The organism is Orientia tsutsugamushi str. Boryong (assembly GCF_000063545.1).
GTDB classification, from domain to species: domain Bacteria; phylum Pseudomonadota; class Alphaproteobacteria; order Rickettsiales; family Rickettsiaceae; genus Orientia; species Orientia tsutsugamushi_C.
The window spans coordinates 970,601-990,534 of record NC_009488.1 but is presented as its reverse complement, the minus strand read 5'-3'; the positions used below and the strand labels follow the sequence as shown (position 1 = coordinate 990,534).

18 protein-coding genes and 4 pseudogenes are annotated in these 19,934 nt (G+C 30.8%); 16 read left to right on the top strand and 6 right to left on the bottom strand.

Annotation, left to right across the window (positions count from 1 at the left end; genetic code table 11):
* Positions 1 to 45 precede the first annotated feature (45 nt).
* Both OTBS_RS04775 and OTBS_RS04770 read left to right on the top strand, forming a co-directional pair.
* Positions 46 to 435, top strand: a complete 390-nt coding sequence (locus OTBS_RS04775; RefSeq protein WP_011944732.1) for a hypothetical protein — start codon at positions 46 to 48, stop codon at positions 433 to 435.
* 2,139 nt (positions 436 to 2,574) lie between these two features.
* Positions 2,575 to 3,078 (top strand): hypothetical protein, encoded by a 504-nt coding sequence (locus OTBS_RS04770; RefSeq protein ID WP_041621237.1) that lies wholly within the window; start codon positions 2,575 to 2,577, stop codon positions 3,076 to 3,078.
* Between the two features lie 24 nt (positions 3,079 to 3,102).
* Here the strand turns inward: OTBS_RS04770 and OTBS_RS04765 are convergent.
* The 6 genes and pseudogenes from OTBS_RS04765 to OTBS_RS14120 all read right to left on the bottom strand — a co-directional run.
* Positions 3,103 to 4,190: pseudogene (locus tag OTBS_RS04765) on the bottom strand (DnaB-like helicase C-terminal domain-containing protein); the annotation flags it as partial.
* A 37-nt stretch (positions 4,191 to 4,227) separates the two neighbouring features.
* On the bottom strand, positions 4,228 to 4,980 hold the full coding sequence (locus OTBS_RS16370; protein ID WP_232488923.1) for a DnaA N-terminal domain-containing protein: 753 nt from the start codon (positions 4,978 to 4,980) through the stop codon (positions 4,228 to 4,230).
* A 47-nt stretch (positions 4,981 to 5,027) separates the two neighbouring features.
* Positions 5,028 to 5,249, bottom strand: a complete 222-nt coding sequence (locus tag OTBS_RS16365) for a hypothetical protein (protein ID WP_232488922.1) — start codon at positions 5,247 to 5,249, stop codon at positions 5,028 to 5,030.
* Between the two features lie 94 nt (positions 5,250 to 5,343).
* Positions 5,344 to 5,757 (bottom strand): hypothetical protein, encoded by a 414-nt coding sequence (locus OTBS_RS16360; RefSeq protein ID WP_157866373.1) that lies wholly within the window; start codon positions 5,755 to 5,757, stop codon positions 5,344 to 5,346.
* Between the two features lie 209 nt (positions 5,758 to 5,966).
* On the bottom strand, positions 5,967 to 10,082 hold the full coding sequence (locus OTBS_RS04755) for a Ulp1 family isopeptidase (RefSeq protein ID WP_011944731.1): 4,116 nt from the start codon (positions 10,080 to 10,082) through the stop codon (positions 5,967 to 5,969).
* A 157-nt stretch (positions 10,083 to 10,239) separates the two neighbouring features.
* Positions 10,240 to 10,495: pseudogene (locus OTBS_RS14120) on the bottom strand (transposase); the annotation flags it as partial.
* A 490-nt stretch (positions 10,496 to 10,985) separates the two neighbouring features.
* Between OTBS_RS14120 and cyaY the strand changes: the two are divergent.
* From cyaY to trbC, 14 genes and pseudogenes are all read left to right on the top strand, one after another.
* Positions 10,986 to 11,318: an iron donor protein CyaY gene (gene cyaY / locus OTBS_RS04750; protein ID WP_011944730.1), complete on the top strand. Its 333-nt coding sequence runs from the start codon at positions 10,986 to 10,988 to the stop codon at positions 11,316 to 11,318.
* A complete protein-coding gene (locus OTBS_RS04745) occupies positions 11,311 to 13,038 on the top strand; it encodes an ABC transporter ATP-binding protein (RefSeq protein ID WP_232488921.1) in 1,728 nt (575 codons plus the stop codon). Before cyaY ends, OTBS_RS04745 begins: the two co-directional genes overlap by 8 nt.
* A gap of 324 nt (positions 13,039 to 13,362) precedes the next feature.
* Positions 13,363 to 14,164: pseudogene (locus OTBS_RS12055) on the top strand (transposase family protein).
* Between the two features lie 913 nt (positions 14,165 to 15,077).
* Complete coding sequence (locus tag OTBS_RS16355; protein WP_232488819.1) at positions 15,078 to 15,230, top strand: hypothetical protein; 153 nt, start codon at positions 15,078 to 15,080, stop codon at positions 15,228 to 15,230.
* Between the two features lie 29 nt (positions 15,231 to 15,259).
* Complete coding sequence (locus OTBS_RS18345) at positions 15,260 to 15,424, top strand: Arm DNA-binding domain-containing protein (protein ID WP_410517964.1); 165 nt, start codon at positions 15,260 to 15,262, stop codon at positions 15,422 to 15,424.
* Positions 15,425 to 15,494: 70 nt separating this feature from the next.
* A complete protein-coding gene (locus OTBS_RS14870; RefSeq protein ID WP_050897527.1) occupies positions 15,495 to 15,740 on the top strand; it encodes a phage integrase central domain-containing protein in 246 nt (81 codons plus the stop codon).
* Positions 15,665 to 16,366 (top strand): tyrosine-type recombinase/integrase, encoded by a 702-nt coding sequence (locus tag OTBS_RS10340; protein ID WP_162097316.1) that lies wholly within the window; start codon positions 15,665 to 15,667, stop codon positions 16,364 to 16,366. The genes OTBS_RS14870 and OTBS_RS10340 overlap by 76 nt, the downstream gene beginning before the upstream one ends.
* 91 nt (positions 16,367 to 16,457) lie before the next feature.
* The gene (locus OTBS_RS04720; protein WP_011944246.1) at positions 16,458 to 16,793 is read left to right on the top strand and encodes a hypothetical protein; all 336 of its coding nucleotides are present in this window, start codon (positions 16,458 to 16,460) and stop codon (positions 16,791 to 16,793) included.
* Entirely contained in the window at positions 16,793 to 17,344 is a 552-nt protein-coding gene (locus OTBS_RS04715) for a TraE/TraK family type IV conjugative transfer system protein (RefSeq protein WP_011944688.1), read from the top strand. The genes OTBS_RS04720 and OTBS_RS04715 overlap by 1 nt, the downstream gene beginning before the upstream one ends.
* Positions 17,341 to 17,742, top strand: a complete 402-nt coding sequence (locus OTBS_RS04710) for a hypothetical protein (protein ID WP_011944247.1) — start codon at positions 17,341 to 17,343, stop codon at positions 17,740 to 17,742. Before OTBS_RS04715 ends, OTBS_RS04710 begins: the two co-directional genes overlap by 4 nt.
* Positions 17,743 to 17,853: 111 nt before the next feature.
* Positions 17,854 to 18,318: a TrbI/VirB10 family protein gene (locus OTBS_RS04705; protein WP_011944248.1), complete on the top strand. Its 465-nt coding sequence runs from the start codon at positions 17,854 to 17,856 to the stop codon at positions 18,316 to 18,318.
* Complete coding sequence (locus OTBS_RS04700; protein ID WP_011944249.1) at positions 18,318 to 18,608, top strand: hypothetical protein; 291 nt, start codon at positions 18,318 to 18,320, stop codon at positions 18,606 to 18,608. The genes OTBS_RS04705 and OTBS_RS04700 overlap by 1 nt, the downstream gene beginning before the upstream one ends.
* A 52-nt stretch (positions 18,609 to 18,660) precedes the next feature.
* Positions 18,661 to 19,484 (top strand): annotated as a pseudogene (locus OTBS_RS04695) (TraU family protein); the annotation flags it as partial.
* 80 nt (positions 19,485 to 19,564) lie between these two features.
* Positions 19,565 to 19,885, top strand: coding sequence for a type-F conjugative transfer system pilin assembly protein TrbC (gene trbC / locus OTBS_RS04690; RefSeq protein WP_011944350.1), 321 nt, complete (start codon positions 19,565 to 19,567; stop codon positions 19,883 to 19,885).
* Positions 19,886 to 19,934: the final 49 nt, after the last annotated feature.

The following is a 19,934-nucleotide window of genomic DNA, read 5'->3' as shown; positions in this document are numbered from 1 at the left end:
TATTTGCTATACTTATAAAGTTTTAACGTTTCAGGATAAATAACAATGCATAAGTTTTTAACTGGATTAATATCTGCTAGTAGTTTATTAACTTTATCAGTATCATCTCTAGCAAGCACTATACCACAAAGTAAGACTGATGACCCTAATCCTCAAACAGCAGTTCATGAGCAAAATGATACCATTAATTTGGCCAATCAAACAATAGAAGAATATAAAATATATATTCGTACTGTACCAGAAAGTGTTCGTACTGAAATTAGCGATTATCGTATCAAACTACATAAAATTAACCAAGAAAAGCAGAATCTTTATAATAAACTTTCATTTGAAGCTCAAGATTATCTAAAACAAGTACAAGTATTTAAGAAAAAGCTAAAAAACATTATTAATGATGATAGTAAACAGAAGCTAAATAATGAATCAGAATATTAGACATTGTTGTGCGATGTGAGTTTTTTATATAATTGTTTAACGTGCGTTGGCTCAAAGAAAGGCTATAGAGATGTAGAAGGATAGCATTTAGACCTAAGTTACAGCTCCTCTATTAAGGCGTAGAATTAGCAATGATTTTGTAGTAAGCGTTATAGAAGGCTAATATAGTACTGATATGGATGGAAAATAGTGGCAAGGTAAAGTTAAAATTGGTTAAACGAAAGTGAATCTTCATATGGAAAATATGGTAAATGCAGAAGCGATACTCTAGATAAATTCTGTTATTGGATAAAGCTAAAAAATTTAGCTGTAAGAATGGATTTCTCACCTTCTTTAAAAAATGCTAGTTCCAAGGTATATAGAAGGTAATCAACTTAACGTATCTCTGATGAGTGAAACATTGTAATCCTATTATTTGTGATACTAAGTAAGATAGGCCTTAGAAAGCTAATGATACTGAGTCAAAAGACTACATGAATTAATAACTGGGTGTATAAGCATTTATATGGTATGGTAACAAAGAAATGTTGCCATATCTCAGTCACATAAGGTCTAGTCAAGTGAAAGTGCGATAGTTTTTAGTTATCTCAATTTCGATCACACACTATATAAACATAATATACAGATGTTAAGTACTACACCTTTCTGATAACTTCATATCATTGTCTATAGCCTATCGTAAGTTATTGCTTTCAAAGATCTATAATATTGAATTTGGTAATCATTATTATAATTACATCTTCTCATATAATTCTCTTTTACTTCAACTTTTCCAGCTGAAACCTTTCAATTACTTTTTCAGCTTTAGCTTTGCTATATATAGCTAAACCAGTATAAAACAGTTATGTTATATACTTTTGGAATAGAGTTAAGTTACAGTAGTATTTTATTCTTCTTGATTTAGCTTGAAAGCTTTTTTTAATAAGATTTAAATCATGCAAATAAGGATGTAAATACTCTAAGTATATGTCCATCTTTTTCTATCATAGTTTTTAAATAAGGATGTTTATGAAAGCTTGCATTGTTTATTACAACTACAGTAATTATTAGGTAATTTCAGAATTAAATCCTGTTCTATCCAACAGTTAAAAATATCAGTATTACCATTACAGTCAAAAATTAATACTGTTAAGCAGAGATTTATCTACTAATCCTCCTATAACATTAGTTCTCTTTGACTGATGCCAATCATATAGATAAACTACTATAAAACAGTTGTGTTATATTGAAAAAATGGTTTCAAGCAAAATCAAGAAGAATAAAATATCACTGTGACGTAACCGCGCTTTTTGAAAAATATATAATATGGCTGTTTTATAGTAGTTTAGATACAAATGACGTAACATCTCATGTCTTTTGCGCATATCCATGAGTTCTAGGAGGCTATAAAAAAACTATCGCATCGTAAAAACAATAACTTTCCCGTTGTCTTTGCACATTTTATCTTATCATGAAATTTTAATCTCTCTTCTTTTTTAGCCTTAGGATATTTTAAAGCTTTTTTTATATGTAATATTTAATTTCTTGAATATTCTTTGTATAATGCTTACTTACTCCTAGTCGTTCAGCTCTTTCATATTGATGTGCACCACTATATTGACTCACATCTTCTTTTAGTTTATCAATGGAGACTTTTATTGGAGCTCTGTTTCTATTTTTTAACTGTAATATTTTTTACTCTATGCAAATACCGCACTCCTTCCTATTTCAAAACGTTTTAATACTGATTCAAAACTAATTTTCTTTCTCTTTCCTTTATGTCTAGTACTTTCCTCCAAAGCTCTATAGAATATGTCATACTAATTACTTTTTTATTACGTCTTATTATTATAATTGTTTTATAGTAGTTTGGCTATATTTTCCTTCTCAAGTCTTGTAATTCTATAGACATTTTTTTATCATTCATCATTATTACTTCACTTGTTATTGAAATAATGTTATTAGTATGGCGCCTTTGCTCAACATACATTTACTCTAAAACATTATCTATAGGTAACATTAGTCTTCTAATGCAGATAGTATAAGTATGAAAATTTATATAGGTTTGGCATAAAAACTTTTGCATAAAAATTTGATGGTAATCTGTAAAAAAATTTTTTTCTAAAACACCTACTATAGCTGTATTTTTGGAGGTGAAAAATGCGTCCTGTAGTATTCGATTTTTTAACTAATAGTTGTAATATTATTAGTAACAATAATGACACAATATTTTATAACTTTATTGGAAATATCATTCCGCTAGAATGGAGAAAGCTAACTGGAGATAATGGAAAAGCATTAAGCAAGACATCTAAACAGCTTTTATCATTTATAGTATTTAGACTATATATCTATTACAACAAAGATATAGATGAATTACAGGAAAGTTATCAGCTTTATGAGGATAAGCTAAATGTTGGTCAGAGAAGAGTTAGGCAATGCTTAGTAGAATTAAGAGATGCAGGTTTTATTGAAGTTGAAAATAGGACAATCATTAAAGACAATGTGAAGTTACGTAATGTCTCTTGCATAAAAATTCTGAAAAATTTTCAGCACTATAGTAAAAAAGGAAAAGAAGAAAATATAGCCTTACCAGAAAAAAAATTTCGTCCCAACATGAAAGAAATTTCAGGTCAACCTGAAACTTTTTTCATGGACATATAGATATATAAAAATATCTAAAAGATCTGGTTCTGATCTAGACAAGTAATATTCGTCCTGATATATGAGCATTACAATATCGGCGTCCTGTTCAATGGAGCCTGATTCTCTCAGATCTGAGAGAATAGGCTTTTTATCTGATCTTTGTCCTACAGCTCTAGACAATTGAGATAATGCAATGACTGGAATATTGAGCTCTTTAGCAAGAGCTTTTGAGCTTTGAGTAATTTCAGAAATTTCCTGCACTCGATTATACTGACTCCCTCTGGGGTCAATTTTTATTAGCTGTAAATAATCAATAAATAATATTGCTAAATTATGAGTACGTTTAAGTCTACGAGCTCGAGATCTAATTGCAGATATCGAGATTGCTGGAGCATCATCTATAAAAAAATTCCACTTTTGTATTTCGTCTTGTACAGTCTTCAACTTATCAACATTAAGTTAACTCCTAAAGCAGTTTTACCAATTGAGGGCCTGCCAGCTAATATTATTAGGTCAGAATTTTTAAATCCTCCAAGCTTTGAATCAAGATCCAGTAGTCCACTACTAATGCCATTAATAGAGTTTTTATTCTGAATGGAAGCTGAAATTGATATCCATGATTCTTCAATTGAAGTTTGTAATTTTATAAATCCTTTACTTAAAGTTCCTCTTGAACCTAGATCATATAATTGAGATTCAGCAGTTTCGATCTGACTTATAGCTGAATCTGCTAAAGTAGAAGAATATGCATTTGTTACTATTTTTTCTCTAATTTAAATTAAATAACGCCGCAGTGCGAGATCATATACTATTTTGCCGTACTCATTAACATTAACTATACTTAATGCTAAGTTGTAAGTTTAACTAGATAATCCACTCCACCTATTTCCTCAAATGCGAGTTCATTGCCTAGCATATTTTTGAGCGAAATTACAGTAGCTCTAATTCCTTTACTAATAATGAGATTAATTGACTTATATATTTTACCATGTAATGGTTCATAAAAATGTTTAGGCAGTAAAAATTCGTTAATGTTATATAGGCGCACGATTGTTAATCAGAATTGCTCCAAGTATCATTTGCTCTGCTTGAATATTATTTGGAGCAATCTTTGCAAGATCTTTTTCCATATCACTCTTTAAATTTTATTAAAATTACTAAACTTAACTAACTCAAAGAAAATCCTTGAGCTTTAAAAGCATATTCAAGACCTTGCATACAGTTGTTTCTAATGTAATCATCTTCAAATTCTGTTTTTGTTTTGATGAATATTTTTTTATTAACATTATCTTCATTTACAACTTTTAATTTACTAAACCATGATTTATCGATAGCTTGACCATAACATGTAACTAAAGATTCTCGTACTTTGTACCAAGTCGAGTTAGAGCCCAGTTGTTTAGTGAGATTCAAGAGATACTCTTCTTCATTGATTTGTTTCTGTGAAACAGTTGTAGGTTGCTCAAATGGTGTAACTTGTAATTCTTGAATTTCGTATCCATATACATCTTGTACAGCTTGTAATATCTTTGATTCATCACATTCTGTTAGTGTAATATTTTTAAGCAACTTAACAAAAAACCTAGTTCGAACCGCTGGCCCAAAACTACAAGAAGTCAAAATTTGATAAGCCATAGCTGCTTCAAAAGAACCAGCAATTTTATGCTTCAACTGACCCTTCATACTACGATCTATACCAGATTCAATATTTGCTAGATACTGTTCTTTAAATCTTCCTACATCATTAAATCTAAAATTTCCACTATTAGCCTGATCAGTAGTTAGTAATTCATTTGCTAACGCTTTTGCAATATAGTTTAGCACTGCTATCTTATTTGCAAAATGACGGTTTGGATATTTATTTGATAACTTCAACAGTAATTGATTTATGAAGTATATGTTGAAGCTTCTACTAGACATACGTTGTAGTATAACTGCATCTTCTGGCGTTAGTGGATAATAATCTGCTAGTCTTTTTCTTTTGGGGCAGCATTCATTCTTTTTAACCTTTGAATCCGTAGTGTTGCTAACTCACTATTTTGCTCATAATTCTTGTTTGATGGCTTTTTATTGTTAAAATCACTAAGCTCATAGAAATTCAAATTCTGTTGTTGCTGTTGATCTTCTTTTTCATTTCCTACTAACTCAATTTCTATAAAATCATCAGATTCAGTATATTTAAACTTCAAATTTTGCTGTTGATCTTCATTTTTATTTTGATCATTCTCTATTAACTTATCTTCAGTAGATCTAGATCTATTATTATTTTTTTTATTATTATATCTATATATGTACCTGAAAATTTTTTAGAAGTTTTATACACGGAACATTACGCAACTTAAAATTGTTTTTCATTATTGTCCTATTTTCAACTTCAATGAAACCGGCTTTTTGTAGTTCAACTAAGCATTGCCTAACTCTGCGTTGACAAACCTGCAACTCCTTTTCAAAAGAGTAATAACTGTCTTGTAATTCCTCTATATCATTATTGTAATAGATCTGTAGTTTATATACTATCAATGATAAAAGCTGTTTAGGTGTCTTGCTTAATGCTTTTCCATTATCTCCAATCAGATCTTTCCATTCTGCTGGAACAAAATTTCCAATAAAACGATAAAAGACAGTTGCATTATTGCTACTATTGTTATTAGCAATAATGCAATTATTGCTTGCAAAATTACGAAAATTTTGCGCCATTTCTAACCTCCAAAAATGTCAGATATGGCAGGTGGTTCAGGCGATTTTCGATATCAAAAACCACGTTTTTATACCGCGTAAATATAGCAATTTAGTAGCTATACTCAAAATTTAACACTCTGAAATGCTTATAACAACACAGTGGTCTTAAACATTGAATTGTACCAATCAGTTTTATTACTCTACATAACACACAGCTAGATCATCTTTTATCTAATGTTTCCAGTACTATTTCTCCTAACTTTACTTGTTATAGCTGTGCTCAAAGTTTCGCTTATAGACTCAGAACTTGCTCTACATTCTGACAACGCGCTATCAGACAGATGTCTCTTTAAAGATCTAGTAATTTCTGGATGAGAAGATATCAACTTTTCAACTTTGCGATTTTGACCAGTTAAATATCCTACAACATTAGATACAGTGTTCTTAAAACTTTCCCAAGCTCCATGCCATCCTTTTTTATTATTATACTGATAGACTAATTTTTTTACCATAGCAGACGTATTTTTTTTAAGTGTTGCTTTTTCCTTTTTGTTTTTATCATTACATAATGGCAATAGTATTGATGTCACTTCTTCTTCAACAGCTTTTTGTACATTTTTATCATAAATATTACCCTGTTGCTCAGAAAAGAACGTATCTAAACATTTACCAGCAAATTTTTCTCTTAGTATAGGATCAACTTCAACTTTACAAAAGTGATCTACAGCTTTCTGTAGTGTTAATGACTGTGACTCATGTAATGAACTACTATCTACACCAGATCTAGCTCTTTTTACAATATCAAGTATATCCTCCATTATAACTTCATTAGCGCTACTCTGAATATCTGGCTCGGTTTTTAAAGACTTATCATAACTATTTTGAGAATATACTTCTTTTATTATAGACTCCAAAGCATTATCTAATCCTAATGTTTCTGTAATATTACACCAACCTCTAGCAAATTTTGTATCTAAAGTTTCTTGGCTTAACTGAGCGCTTATATCTTTTTTTGTATATTGAGAACATATCATATTCAAAGATCCTGATACAAAATCTTTTTTAACATTATCTATTTCTTCTCTAGCATAAGATCTTGTAACTTTTAATTCTTCAGGAACATCTAAAACACTAACTGCTGGATCAAATTTATGCATATTAATCAAAATTTTAGGTGCTGATGAACAACCAGGTATAAACTTATCACCAGTCATATCAGAAATATCAACTGATATTGTACTGTCAAAGCAAGGAACTCTTTCTTCATCAATATTTTGCGACTTAGCAAATGTACTAAAATATCTACTATGAACCTTGGTACCATTTGATGCATCGATTAAAATATCACATCTTCCGCCGCCTTCAAATATCATACCAATAGATTTTGACAAAAACTTACTACCACTATAGATTGCTGTACTTCCTGAGCGAAAAGTACCTTGCTGCCAAGATGTAATTAAAAACTCTCTCTGCTCATTAGATAAAGCAAGATCCTGTGACTCTTGCAATTCTTGCAAAGTAATTTCTTTCACTATATTATCTGGGCCTTTATATAAAATCTCTGCACGGTCAAAATCACGTTTTGATTGTGCAGTACCGCTATTTTTATAGTTATCAATTGCGCAAAATAGTCCTTGTTTAAAGCTATTCAAGTCTCGCTCACACTTGTTAAACTCTAATAATGCTTGAGCCGAGCATTTTGCAGGCTGCAACATAGTATCAGGCAATTCTGAACATTTGTTAATAAAATTCGTATATTCAACTGATCTTTCTTCAGGTTTTTTAGAAATCTCATTATAAAACTCCTCTTTAAACTCTGGAAGTATACCACGGACACTTGGTAACTTAGATAAACTAGCCAAATCGCTTAATAGTTGTTTAGCATGCTTGTTCTCTAATTCATTCAATGGCAATTGAGGACTAGCCTGTAAATTATCATATAATGCTTTTAATCCAGGTGTATGAACCTGCCACTCCAATGCTAAATAATCTGCTATTAGATCTGGATTAGGATTATTAGCAACATAAGATTTAAGATCAGATACATTCAGAGTTACATCTCTTGACATTAATTTATCAATATCAGCTGCTACAGCTTTTTCAAATGCATTTAAGTTTTCAGGAGTTAAGTTTTTTAAAGAATCATCATCTAGATATCCTATATCACTTGAATTTGCAAAAAATTTCAAAGCATTAGAATATAAAATATTCTGAAATGGATGATGTTTATCATTTGCTTTTAATAAAGAATAACTATCATCAGGCAATTTGACAAAAGGACTTATTTTTTCCATGAAACTTTCAGAACCAGAACCTAAAAAAGGAATGACACGCAATGCATCCTCTTTAATTCTTTTATTAATTAATTCTTTTATTTCGTTATCATCGAATAATTTAGCCTCTAAACTTGCACGCTCAAACTTAAGTTTTGATTCTATATTAACTACTTCTTCCTCGCTAACTTTTTGATCTCGTAATTTTTGAGTCATTTTACTTACTGCACGTTCTACCTCAGCTAAACTAACCGCTCCTTTTTCTTGAGAATTTAGTAAAACAGATGCACTTTCTTGCCAATTTTTACTTGTATGATCAATTCTTCCATTTTCATTTTTAACTATTTGCATTAGTTCTTGGACAAGACGTCCTTTAAAGAATTTTAACTCAGTTTCTAGATTAGATGTAACTTTTTTGACAAGACGTTCTTTAAGAATTTTTAACTCAGTTTCTAGATTAGATTTAACTTCTTTAAGTTCAGCTAACTCATCTATTTTTGATAAATCTTTACCTGATTCGACTGATTCTTTATTCGGTGAAACAGAATCGATAGTTACCGCTGCTTCCTTTAACATCAAATTATTAATACCAGTTGTAACTGCTGCTTCAAAAGCTTTTAAATTATCAGAAGTTATTTGATTGTAAGCGCTAGTATTAAGGTATACTGCGTTGCTTTGAGGAGAAAAGAATTTTACTGCATTAGCACCTACAATATTACAAAATGGGTGACATTTTTCCTTTTGCTTTAGCAATGAATAGCTATTATCTGGTAATTTTACAAAATGAGCTAAATGTTTTTTAAAATTTGCACGTTCTGCTGCATTTCCAAAAAAAGGAATTGCTTGCAAGGTTTCTTCCTTGATTTTTTGATTAACTAAACTTTTTACGTCTTCAGTATTAGATAATTTAGCTTCTAAAACAGCTCGATTAGCCTTCAATTGTAATTCTATAGCACTTACTCTTTCTTCATGAACTTTTTCTTTTCTTAGTTGCTGAATCATCTTATTAAAACTTTGCTCTATAGTAGCTAAACTAGTTGTCTCTTTTGATTGAGAATTTAATAGAGATGATACTTCCTCTTGAAAATTTGGACTATTACAGTCAATTTCGCCATTATTGTTTTTAACTATTTGCATCAATTGACTAGCAATATGTTCGTTAATGTATTTTAGTTGAGCTTCAAGACTTTCTTCAACTTCATTTAGCTTAAGTACAGATAATTCTTCTTGACTACTCACTTCAGAACTAGTATTGCTTGCTTGTAAATTTGCTGTACTTTTATTAAATTTTTCATTTAACAAAACATTAGCTTGCTGCTGCACAAAATGCGTACCAGCCAACATTTTTGTTAAACTTTCCTTAGTTAAAGATTTATTTTCTTTAATATGAGCATCTAATAAATTATTAAGTAGTTGCTGCTTTTCTTGTACAGACAAAATTTTATTATCAAAAATCTTATCTACTAAAACACCTTCAGTAATTCTGTTATTATCCTTCAATAATGTATCTGCAAGAGCTGCAGCAGCACTAGTTATCATTCTATTTTCAGAAAGGAAACTTACCTGTGATTGTCTAATGTTTTGCGCTTGTTGCTTGGCTTCTTCGGTACTAAGTATAGGCTGTCCTTGAGACATTTTAATTAAATTATCTACAACAAATGGACCACAATCATAGACATTAGTTTGCTGAACTGTGTGCAAATCATTGATTTTAGCTTCAGGGCATAGCTCTTTTATGCAGTTTATGAGCGTAACTTTATCACCTATTGGTATACCCATTGGATCATTATATGAAACAACAATATCATTATTTACACCTTTCTTAATTGCCATTGCTACCCAATGATTATTACCAGTATGTAGTGGTATAACTGCTTTTTCCTGTATGCCACTAAAAATATCAGATAAGACTTGATGTAAAGTCTGCTTAAGCAGCAGACTTTCATTTAGTGCAACATGCTGTATTATACTAATCCTGTCATCTAAACCTAAATAATGCTTTAACAGCTGATTAATATCATCTTCAGTATATAAATATTTAGGATTGGATAAATCTTGATCATTCGCCATAACAATTTTGCTCCTAGTAAAATAACATATTTATTGTAAATCTATAGCTAATAATTTAAATAAACATATATATTTAATTATATTCACTATGTAAATAGTAATCAAAGTTTCTAGATACTGTCAACAAGAATAAGGCAGAAAACTAAATAAGAAGTTTATAAAAAGCTTTACGTAGATCTGAATTATAAGTTCTAGAGATTCTACTAACACCACACACAGCACTACAGGATTGGCTGTGCTTAGGATCAAGACCTACAAAAGTTACAACTTATTTAGCAGAATTAAATTTTTCAATATTAGCTAAAAAAGCAAGAACTATAGTTTGTGTTTTTGATTCTACACATGTTATTTATGCAAGTAATGCAGCTTTATCGAAAAGATCTTTGTTATTCTTAAATATGATCATTAATCATCTACTCTATTTCTTTATTTTTTTTCTTGGTTTTTAACACGGTATCTCTAACCCTAGTTGTTCCAATATGGACTTGTGCAGCACTATACTTGTCTTATCAACTATATTTGGTAAGGCTAATTTAGCGAAAAATGCATTAATTATTTCTTTTACTTTAGTAACTAATCTAATTATGCACATAAGAGTTTTTATCTCCTCCATGAGGCTTATGAATATCTATTGTACTGCAAAACTTTTTTCAAGCATTTTCATTACATCTACTATTTAAAGATTTCTTAATGAAAATGTTATTGACATGTTAAAACATCTCAAAATAATCTCTTAAAGATATCGAAAGATGTGTAAAAGTTTAGATTTATATTTATACCTTATTGCTTACATTTGTAACTTTGAATCTAACGCTAGTTTGGAAAGATATCTAATACAAATTTATTTTGATTTATTAAAATAACGTAATATTATTTATATATTATTTATATGAGTTATAGTTTATGCTAGAAAGGAGTTTTATAGTACTAGCTAGTCAAGCCATTAGTCAAATTGCTGATAGTATCATATTGCAAGACTTGGATGGGATAATTGATGTCAACTTCATTGATGAAATGATTTTATATATCACTATATCAACTAAGCAATTTGTTATTACTGGTCACACATTTGCTCGTCAAATATGGTTAGTATCTCCAATAAGCGGACCTCATCATTTTAGTTATATTGACAATAAGTGGCTTAATCGCGATAAGCAAGATATATGGCCTTTACTACAAACAGAAATCAATCAACTTACAGGTTTTAATATTCATTTAAATGCATCTAATGAGTAATTATAAAATATTACATTTATTCCTTAAATATCTTCAACCTTATAGATTTAAAATTTTTATTGTATTAATATCTTTAATTATGGTTTCTGGATCATTGCTTTATGTAGGCAGTGCAATTAAACTTTTAATAGATCATAATTGTAGTTGTGTTAATATAATTATAGCTCAAATCAGCATTACAATTGTAATATTCAGTATATTTAGCTTTCTTAGATCTTTCACAATTAATAGTATTAGTGAAAATTTAATATTAGATATTAGATCAGACTTATTTAAGCATTTGCTAAAACTAAGAATTAGCACTTTTGCTAAGTTAAAAGTTACAGACATTAATAATAGACTTTTATCAAATATTAATAGTATTGGAGAACTTATTAACAATTTATTCTCGTTCATTCTTAGAAACAGTATTATGTTTCTTGGAAGCTTAATGCTAATGTTTACGCAAAGTAATAAGTTTACCTATTTAGTAATAATAATGTTTATCACTATAGCATTGCCAATGATAAAAATAGGACATTATATTCGCACTTTAGCACATATTACTCAATTTGAGCTATTAAAAATTCATTCTAAGATTGATGAATCATTTAATAATATCAAATTAATATATGCTTTTAATCAGCAATCACATCAAGTTGATACACTTAATACAATTCAACGAGAATATTTTGTTGAATTTAAACGTAAAATAAAGTTAAGATCAATGTTCTTTGCACTAACAATGGCATTAGTTATTAGTGCTATTACTTTTATTATTTGGCTTGGTAGCAATGATATAGCTGTTGGAGTTATGTCATCTGGAGACTTAACGTCATTTCTTTATTATGCAATTGTTGCAGTAGCAAGTTTAGGAGGTATTATCGAATCATTTGCAAAATTTCCTGGATACTTTATGGCTGCAGAAAAAGTTTTTAGCTTATTTGAGATTGATAGTGTTGAAAGTAATTTATCAACCAACGAGCTCAATAATGGAGTTATTAAATTTAACAACGTCAGTTTTTCCTATCCATCAAGGCCAAATATTGCAATACTATCCAATTGTAGTTTGTCAATTGCTCCTGGTCAATTTGTTGGCATAGTTGGTAAATCTGGAGCAGGTAAAAGTACAATATTACAACTATTAATTAAGTTTTATGATCCTACAACAGGCACTATTCAAATAAATAATGTAGATATTAGTTCAGTTCACTTGCCTCAACTGCGAAAAAATTTCAGTTACATTCCACAAGAGACTTATATTTTTTCAGATACAATAAAAAATAATATTCTTTTCTCAAATCAACATGCAAGTAGTGAAGATATTGCATATGCTATACAAGTAGCACTGCTTGATGAGTTTTTAACGAAAATGCCAGATGGTTTGAATAGCTTTATCGGAGAAAAAGGAAATATGCTGTCAGGTGGCCAAAAACAAAGATTAGCAATTGCTCGAGGATTAATTACTAAAGCTCCTGTAATGCTTTTAGATGAGGCTACTAATGCTATTGACAGTAAAACTGAAAAGATAATTTTAAATAATCTTCGCAGTATTTCTCCACAAAAAACAATAATTGTTGTTACACACAGAATTAGTGCTATAGAGAAAGCAGATAATATTATAGTACTAGACAATGGAAAAGTTAATGCTCAAGGCAATCATGCTAAGTTAATGCACCATTGTCAGCTATATAAGGAACTCATAAGAAGAAGAACTAATTCTTCTAATTGTAAAGCATAATAGCAGTGTTAACAAACTTATAGAGTAGAACCTGTTCAATAGAAATTGGACTTAAAGATGCTTGAGCATATGATACCAAAACATCACGTATTGTTCTTATGACAGAGATGTGGAAACGCTTCTTTATTACGACAGTTTTGTAAACTTTAATGCTATTGAAGCCATAATTACCTATATTGTAATGTTTATATTAATTAATAAACATTAGACTTCTTTCGAAACTATACAATGATGTAAAATGGTGTTATAAAAATCTGATTTGAAGTAATAATGAAATTAGATCAGATTAAAGAGTTAGGTGATGAAAAATTTCGTTGATTAACAATGAGTAAGGAAGGGAACATTTGCAAAGATGGTGGATATTTTGAGGAAAGCTGATGGTCTTAAGAAATCAAAAAGTTGGCGTAAAAATAAGCTTAATTTGAAGGAACAGTTGCTGATGGCCTTAGAATACCTTAGAGAATACCGTACTTACTTCCATAAATGGGTAGAAGACACCCTAGTTAATAAACACCCAAACTTTGCTCTTCCAGGTCGCGTAAAGCTCTAATGAAGAGCGATATGAATTATGAAGTAGTCTTGATTGATGCTACTGAGACTCATATAGAAAGACCTAAAAAAACAAAAATTCTATTATTCATGAAAGAAGAAATGGCATACACTAAAAACTCAAATAGTGGTAGACAAGAAAACGCATCAAGTAATATATATAGTCATTTACAGTGAAGTTTGCGTATAAAATATCATGTTGGTAAATCTTATGATGCTATTGTCGCTTTTTCTATGCTCAAACTTCATTGTAAATGACTATACAAATTTTTCTAACGGTAAAAAGCATGACTTTAGATTATTTAAGGAATCCAAAATTCTTATCCATCCTAAGGTTAAAGCGATTACTGATACAGGATATCAAGGTATACAAAAAATTCACAATAATTCTGAATTACCAAAGAAAAAAAGCAAGAAAAATCCTTTAACTAAAAATGATAAAAAGAATAATCCTAGATTAGCAGGAGAAAGGGTTGTGAATGAAACCGTTATCGGTATGCTAAAACAGTTCAAAATTATTGCTGACAAATATCGAAATAGACGTAAAAGATTCGGTCTGTGCGTCAAGAAAAGGTGAATTAATCTTACTGGTGAAAGTCCAGTTATGGAAGGAGAAGCTAGATCCACCATATAGCGAGTCTTGTGCTGCTGAAGGTAACTACAGTAGTAAAGCGTAGACAGTGAAACATTCGAGCCGAAACCAAATGGTGAACGTGATAGCCCTGAAAGTGAGATGTAGTGGAAGCCGATATGTTCTAGCACATAGTAGGCAAAAGAAGATTGGAGGTCAAACTAGTAAAAATCCAAAAATTTTCAACCACCGGGGTCGCAGGCGTCAGCGAGTTTGTAAAGATTAATGACACAACTTGAGAAGTCCTTATAACTCTTACGTAATTAAGTAAGTATTCAAAGTACAAGTGGTGAAACATAAGGCTTTGGAGATGGTGTAAGGATGGCTGAGTTAGCCATAGTAGTGATGAAATCTAGTAATGTGGGTGGAGCGAAGGGTTAACAGAAAAGTAAGAACGTAAGAGGGAAACAATCATGTACCTTTCATGTTTAAGATGATTTAACTAACTAGAAGAAATAAGTTAGATTAAGAGCTATTATGAGCTTTATAAGCTTTATAAAATCTGCTATGTAGTTTATTCTCGTTTGAGTTGATACATGAATTTAACTGTAGCTGTATTAATATTATTTGTCAATATGACAATAATATCTTGATGTTAATTGCGGAAATATAACGTAAATTTATGTCTAATATTTGGCTAGTTGAAGTGCTAATTTTTAATCCAGCAACTTGAATTTATAGTTGATAAGCTTAGAGTAACCTTCAATTGATAACGTCGCTTAAAAATATTTTTTATTTTTACAAAAGTATTTGCTATTCAATAAAAACCATACTACAGACTATAAGTTTAAGCTAATTTTAAAAATTAATAAGTTATTATTTAATTACTTCAATTTTAAATTAATGAAGGGTGATAAATATGCCAGTAAAAGTATTTAAATTTACACAAGCAGCATTAAATAAAATAAAAGTACCAACCAAAGAAGAAAAAATAATCAAGTTTAGAGATATAACACAAAGGAACTTACTGTTTATAATATCATATACTGGATTTAGAAGACTATATTTATGAATAAACATTAATGGCATGTATTATAAAAAATAAAAATAGGAGATTTTCCAGATCTAACGGTAGCAGAAGCTAGAAAAAAGATACAGCAGTTAAAAAGTGATATTGCTAAAGGAATAAATCCAATGGATGAAAGACGGAAGATAAATAAAGAAAGAAGAGAAAAAAGAGAGAAGAGGCTTAAAATTAAAGAATGAACTAACATTCGGACAGGTGCATGTAAAATATACTGAATATAGTAGTCTTTATCATAAAAGTTGGAAAATAATGGCTCAAAGAGTAAAGAGATATCTAGAATCTTTATACAATACAAAGATATCTGAGATTACCAAAGAAGATATTCAGAAGCTTTTTGACGAAAAAACAGCAAAGAAACACTATGTAACAGCAAACAGTATTCTAAAACTGTTAAGCCCTATATTTAATAAGGCTATAGAGTGGGGATTATTAGAAAAGAATCCTGTATGTGGAATAAAAAGGCACAAGCAAAAGAATCAAGATCTAGATATGTAACAAATGAAGAAATGAGAAGACTTATGGCCGTGCTAAAAGAAAAGGGAAATAGTCAATTAACAGAATCGCAAAAGCGAGCAGAACGATCAGGAAAAATTTTTACATTTATAAGTTTATTCACTGCAGCACGTAAAAGTAATGTATCAGGAATGAGATGGGACGAGATAAGCCTTAGCGAAAAAATATGGTGTATACCAAAAACTAAGAGTAAAAATGGTAAAACTCTATATATAGGGTTAGCTGATAAATTAATAGAAGTATTGCAAACCAGAAAACTATGCTCAAAAAGTGAATGGGTATTGCCAAGTTCAGCAGACAATAGTAAACACATATCAAGTTCAACAATGCATCGAGCATGGGCTAAGATTCGAAAAAAAGCCGGAATACAGAATGTAACAATACATGATCTTAGAAGAACGTTTGCAACTTGGATGAAAAATAATGGTGAAACACTAGATACAATATCTCAAATATTAGGACATAGTAATACTAATATAACTAAAATTTATACTATACATAGTTTAGATAAGGCAACAATTGCTACAAATAAAGTTGTCGAAAATATGCTGAGTATATTCGGTACCAATGTTTGTTTGAACGAGATACTATCTGGAATAGTGCCATAATTAAGTTGCGGAGAAGAAAAATTGACAACAACTTAGCTAAGTAGTTACTCTACATTAGATTTTGTAAATTTTTGAAAATCGCAGTAGCAGAATGAGAAATCTCATGCTACAATTGAGGCTGAAGGTAATTATACAAAATCAAAAATTATGTTGGGCATTATCGAGGCCGTTGAAGTATATGGGTTTGAGCATTGACGAATGGGGAGTAGTGCTAGCTGGAGTAGCTCCAGGAATTGTACTACTAAACAGCAGGCATGCTAAATTAGGCCTAGCCTTTATGGTTGGAGGAATTGCTCTATGTTATTGCTTTAAGAAAATTAAGAAGGTATCTGAGAATTTTTTGCTAAAAAGTTTTTTAGTAGCTAAAGGTTTATTGCCAGCTCCATTAGGATATCCAAGGCTTTTGGGCAAAAAAGTTGGCAAGTAATGAATCATCTCTTTAAGCAAAATGCTATACAAGAGCTGGTTAAATATAATAAATGCTTACTTTCAGTAACTATATTGCTAGCTGCAGCTAATATAATTGCGATAATGGCTGCAATTACCAAAGAAGAAAAGTGGTTATTAATTCCAGCAATGGAGCCTGATCGTAAAATGATGGTTTCATCAAAAAATTACCATGAAACCTATTTAAAGGAATGGGCAATTTATGTAACGAAACTCTTATTTACTACTTCTCCAAATGAGGTAGAAAGACAAATAGCAGACATGAAAGTTGCATCTAGTAATACTGAATCTTTAAATAAATTTTTTCATGATCACTTGCAATTTGTTAAAGGCTCAAATGTGTCTTCAGTCTTTTTTCCGAAGAAGGTTGAAGTGATAAAGGATGGAGTATTAATTAGTGGAACGCTTCGTTATTGGTTTAGCGATAGTAAACATATAGCTGTCGATAAGACTTACCTTTTGACTTACAAGCGAAGTCCTAATTACCTTTTGTTGTTAACTGGCGTTAAAGAGAATGGAATAAAAAAATGAGTATTAGAATTTTGAGGTTTATGATAGGGTTTATTGCTTTAGTCAAGTTTAGTGATGTATATGCGGTAGAATATGAGTTAGAAGTTGATAATTTGCTGAAGCTTGAGATTTCTGATAGTGGGCCAACAAGAATTAATCTTAAAGATGAAAAAATCAATGATATTTTTATGTATCCTCAAAATGCAGCCGAAGTTGTAGTTCATGAGTCTGGATGTTTGTTTATTGCTCCACGAGAAGAAGAAAAGAAGCTTTATTTAACAGTAATAGGAGAACACAAAACAATTCAAGATTTAATGTTAACTTTTACTCCAAAAACTCCAAGCCATGTAACGCTTATTAATGCTGCTACAGAAGAAGCTGAAAAGGATAATTCAAAAGGAAAAATAAAATTAGCTTAAAATGCTAGTTTTTACTTTAAAGCTTGTTAAGCTCAGCATCAAGCATATTAAAACTGCTTCAAAGTAAAATTTCATTATGGAGATATTATTGAAAACAAGGCGGAAGGCTGGTTGATAGGTGAAGATGGACGTTCTGGAATTAAAGGAATCGTGGTAGATAAATCGTCTAACATAGCAAGCATGGCTGCATTAAATGGAGTATTTAGCAATATTGCTAAGTTTCTACAAGCTAAGGCTATTAAACCTGATATGCTACCAACTTTAAACCTAGTAGCTGGAGGTCATCAACAACAAGAGTTTCAGATTGGAGATGCGCTTCAGTCTGGAGCTTACTCTGGAGCTAGTAATGCTTTTGATAAGCTAGCTGATTTTGCTATAAAACAAGCTGATTCTATGAGCCCAGTCGTTCTTATTGCGTCAGGTAGAGTCATCGATGTTGTATTTAAAAAAGGTTTTGACTTACGTGAGCACAAGAAGAAGCCACATAATTTAACTTATTCACAATCAACTAACAATGAAAAAGTTAATTTGCATAATAAATTCGACCAATCACAAAAGTTAGAGGAGCATTTATAATGAAGTTTTTATTATTGCTATTGGGCTGTATGAGCCTAACAAGCTTCTTTTTCGAAAGTAATTTTGATTGTAAAATTCCTAAAGGGCAAAAATGTAAGTCTTTATATGAAATAAAGAAAATGGCTGCTCAAGGAGTTTTTGACCCTGATAATGTTGAGAAAGTTGAAACATCAAAAATTAAATCAAAAAGGCGTTGTGTTCTATACTGTAAGCGATCTAAAGCAGTTCAAGGTGTAGCTGTTGTTAACACTTCACCTAAAAAACCAAAAATGAGTGATATTGCAACTTAAAAATGATTTATGTGATAATATAGGTTAAATTACTATATCTCTGTACTTTACAAACACTTCAATGCCTGATACTAATGCTTCTGGTAGACTTATATGTCTTTGTCCTAAGCCAGGGATTCCAATACCTGTACCTGGTATATTCCGGTAGGATTTTGGGAGCCAGTACGCCTTGTAGATGTTACAAAGTCGCCAATGTGTATGGTAAGTCTTGGAGGTTTGTCATTTGGAAGTGCTACTCAAAAAGGCATGAAAGATGAGGCTGAAGGAAGTGCTTTTTATCACATTCATTGGTATGTCTATCCTGTGATTTATTGGCTGGAAATTTTGCTTGATTTTATTTGTCTGGAAATGGCTGCAGTCGATATAGCATATTTAACAGAGTTTGATCCATTATGGAGTGATGACGCTAAATCTGCGATTTTAAATCCAGAAACGCTGTTGTTTCAAAATGTAGCTGCTTATCAAGCATGTATAGCTGATTGCATGAGTTGCAGCGCTGGTTTATTAGCAAGTGATTATGCTTTTTGGTGTGCTGAATGTCAAGGAATGCTTTACCCTTTTACTGGAACAGCTGCGGCGCATAATGGTGGAGTTGGAACATCTGTATTAATGGTAAGTAAGTTTATGGCTAGAATGCATAGGCAACTGATGTTATGGGGATATTATGGTTATAAAGGCTTATGTGGCAAGTATCCCATGCCTATTATGAAGAAAAGTCAGTATCGACTACAAATGACTTATCCGATTCCAGAAACCAGATCCTGCAAGAGCATAGGCCAAACAGAAGCTACATGGCAGGCTGGAAGAGAATTTCCAGTTAATGGTGAAGATTTTGGTTACTTGATTTGGCGAAAAAGAGATTACTGTTTGCTTTGATAAGGGTTAGAGAGGAATATGGTTATACGAGTAATGATGTTGATGGTTTTATTATTTGTTAATAATGCTAATGCTTTTTTTTGGGCCAGCAAAAAACTTTTATTTTTGTCTCATTTTCAATGAGTGATGAGGCTTTAAAAAGCTATTTTGCTGAATCTCAAAAGGCTGGAGCTCAATTGATTATGCGTGGGTTAATTAATAACTCATTTACACAAACAAAGAATAAAACTATGGAGCTTGGTATTAGCTTCGATATAGATCCTAGCTTGTTTGAACAATATAAAATTGATGTTGTTCCTGTGATAGTAATAGATGATGAAAAAAGAGGATTAACCAAGAAATTAACTGGCCATATTCCTTTAGCAATAGCATTAGAAATTATGAATGAGAATACTCAATGAGATTATTATCTATATTAACTTTTTGATAGTGCTCAATATTAGCTGTTGT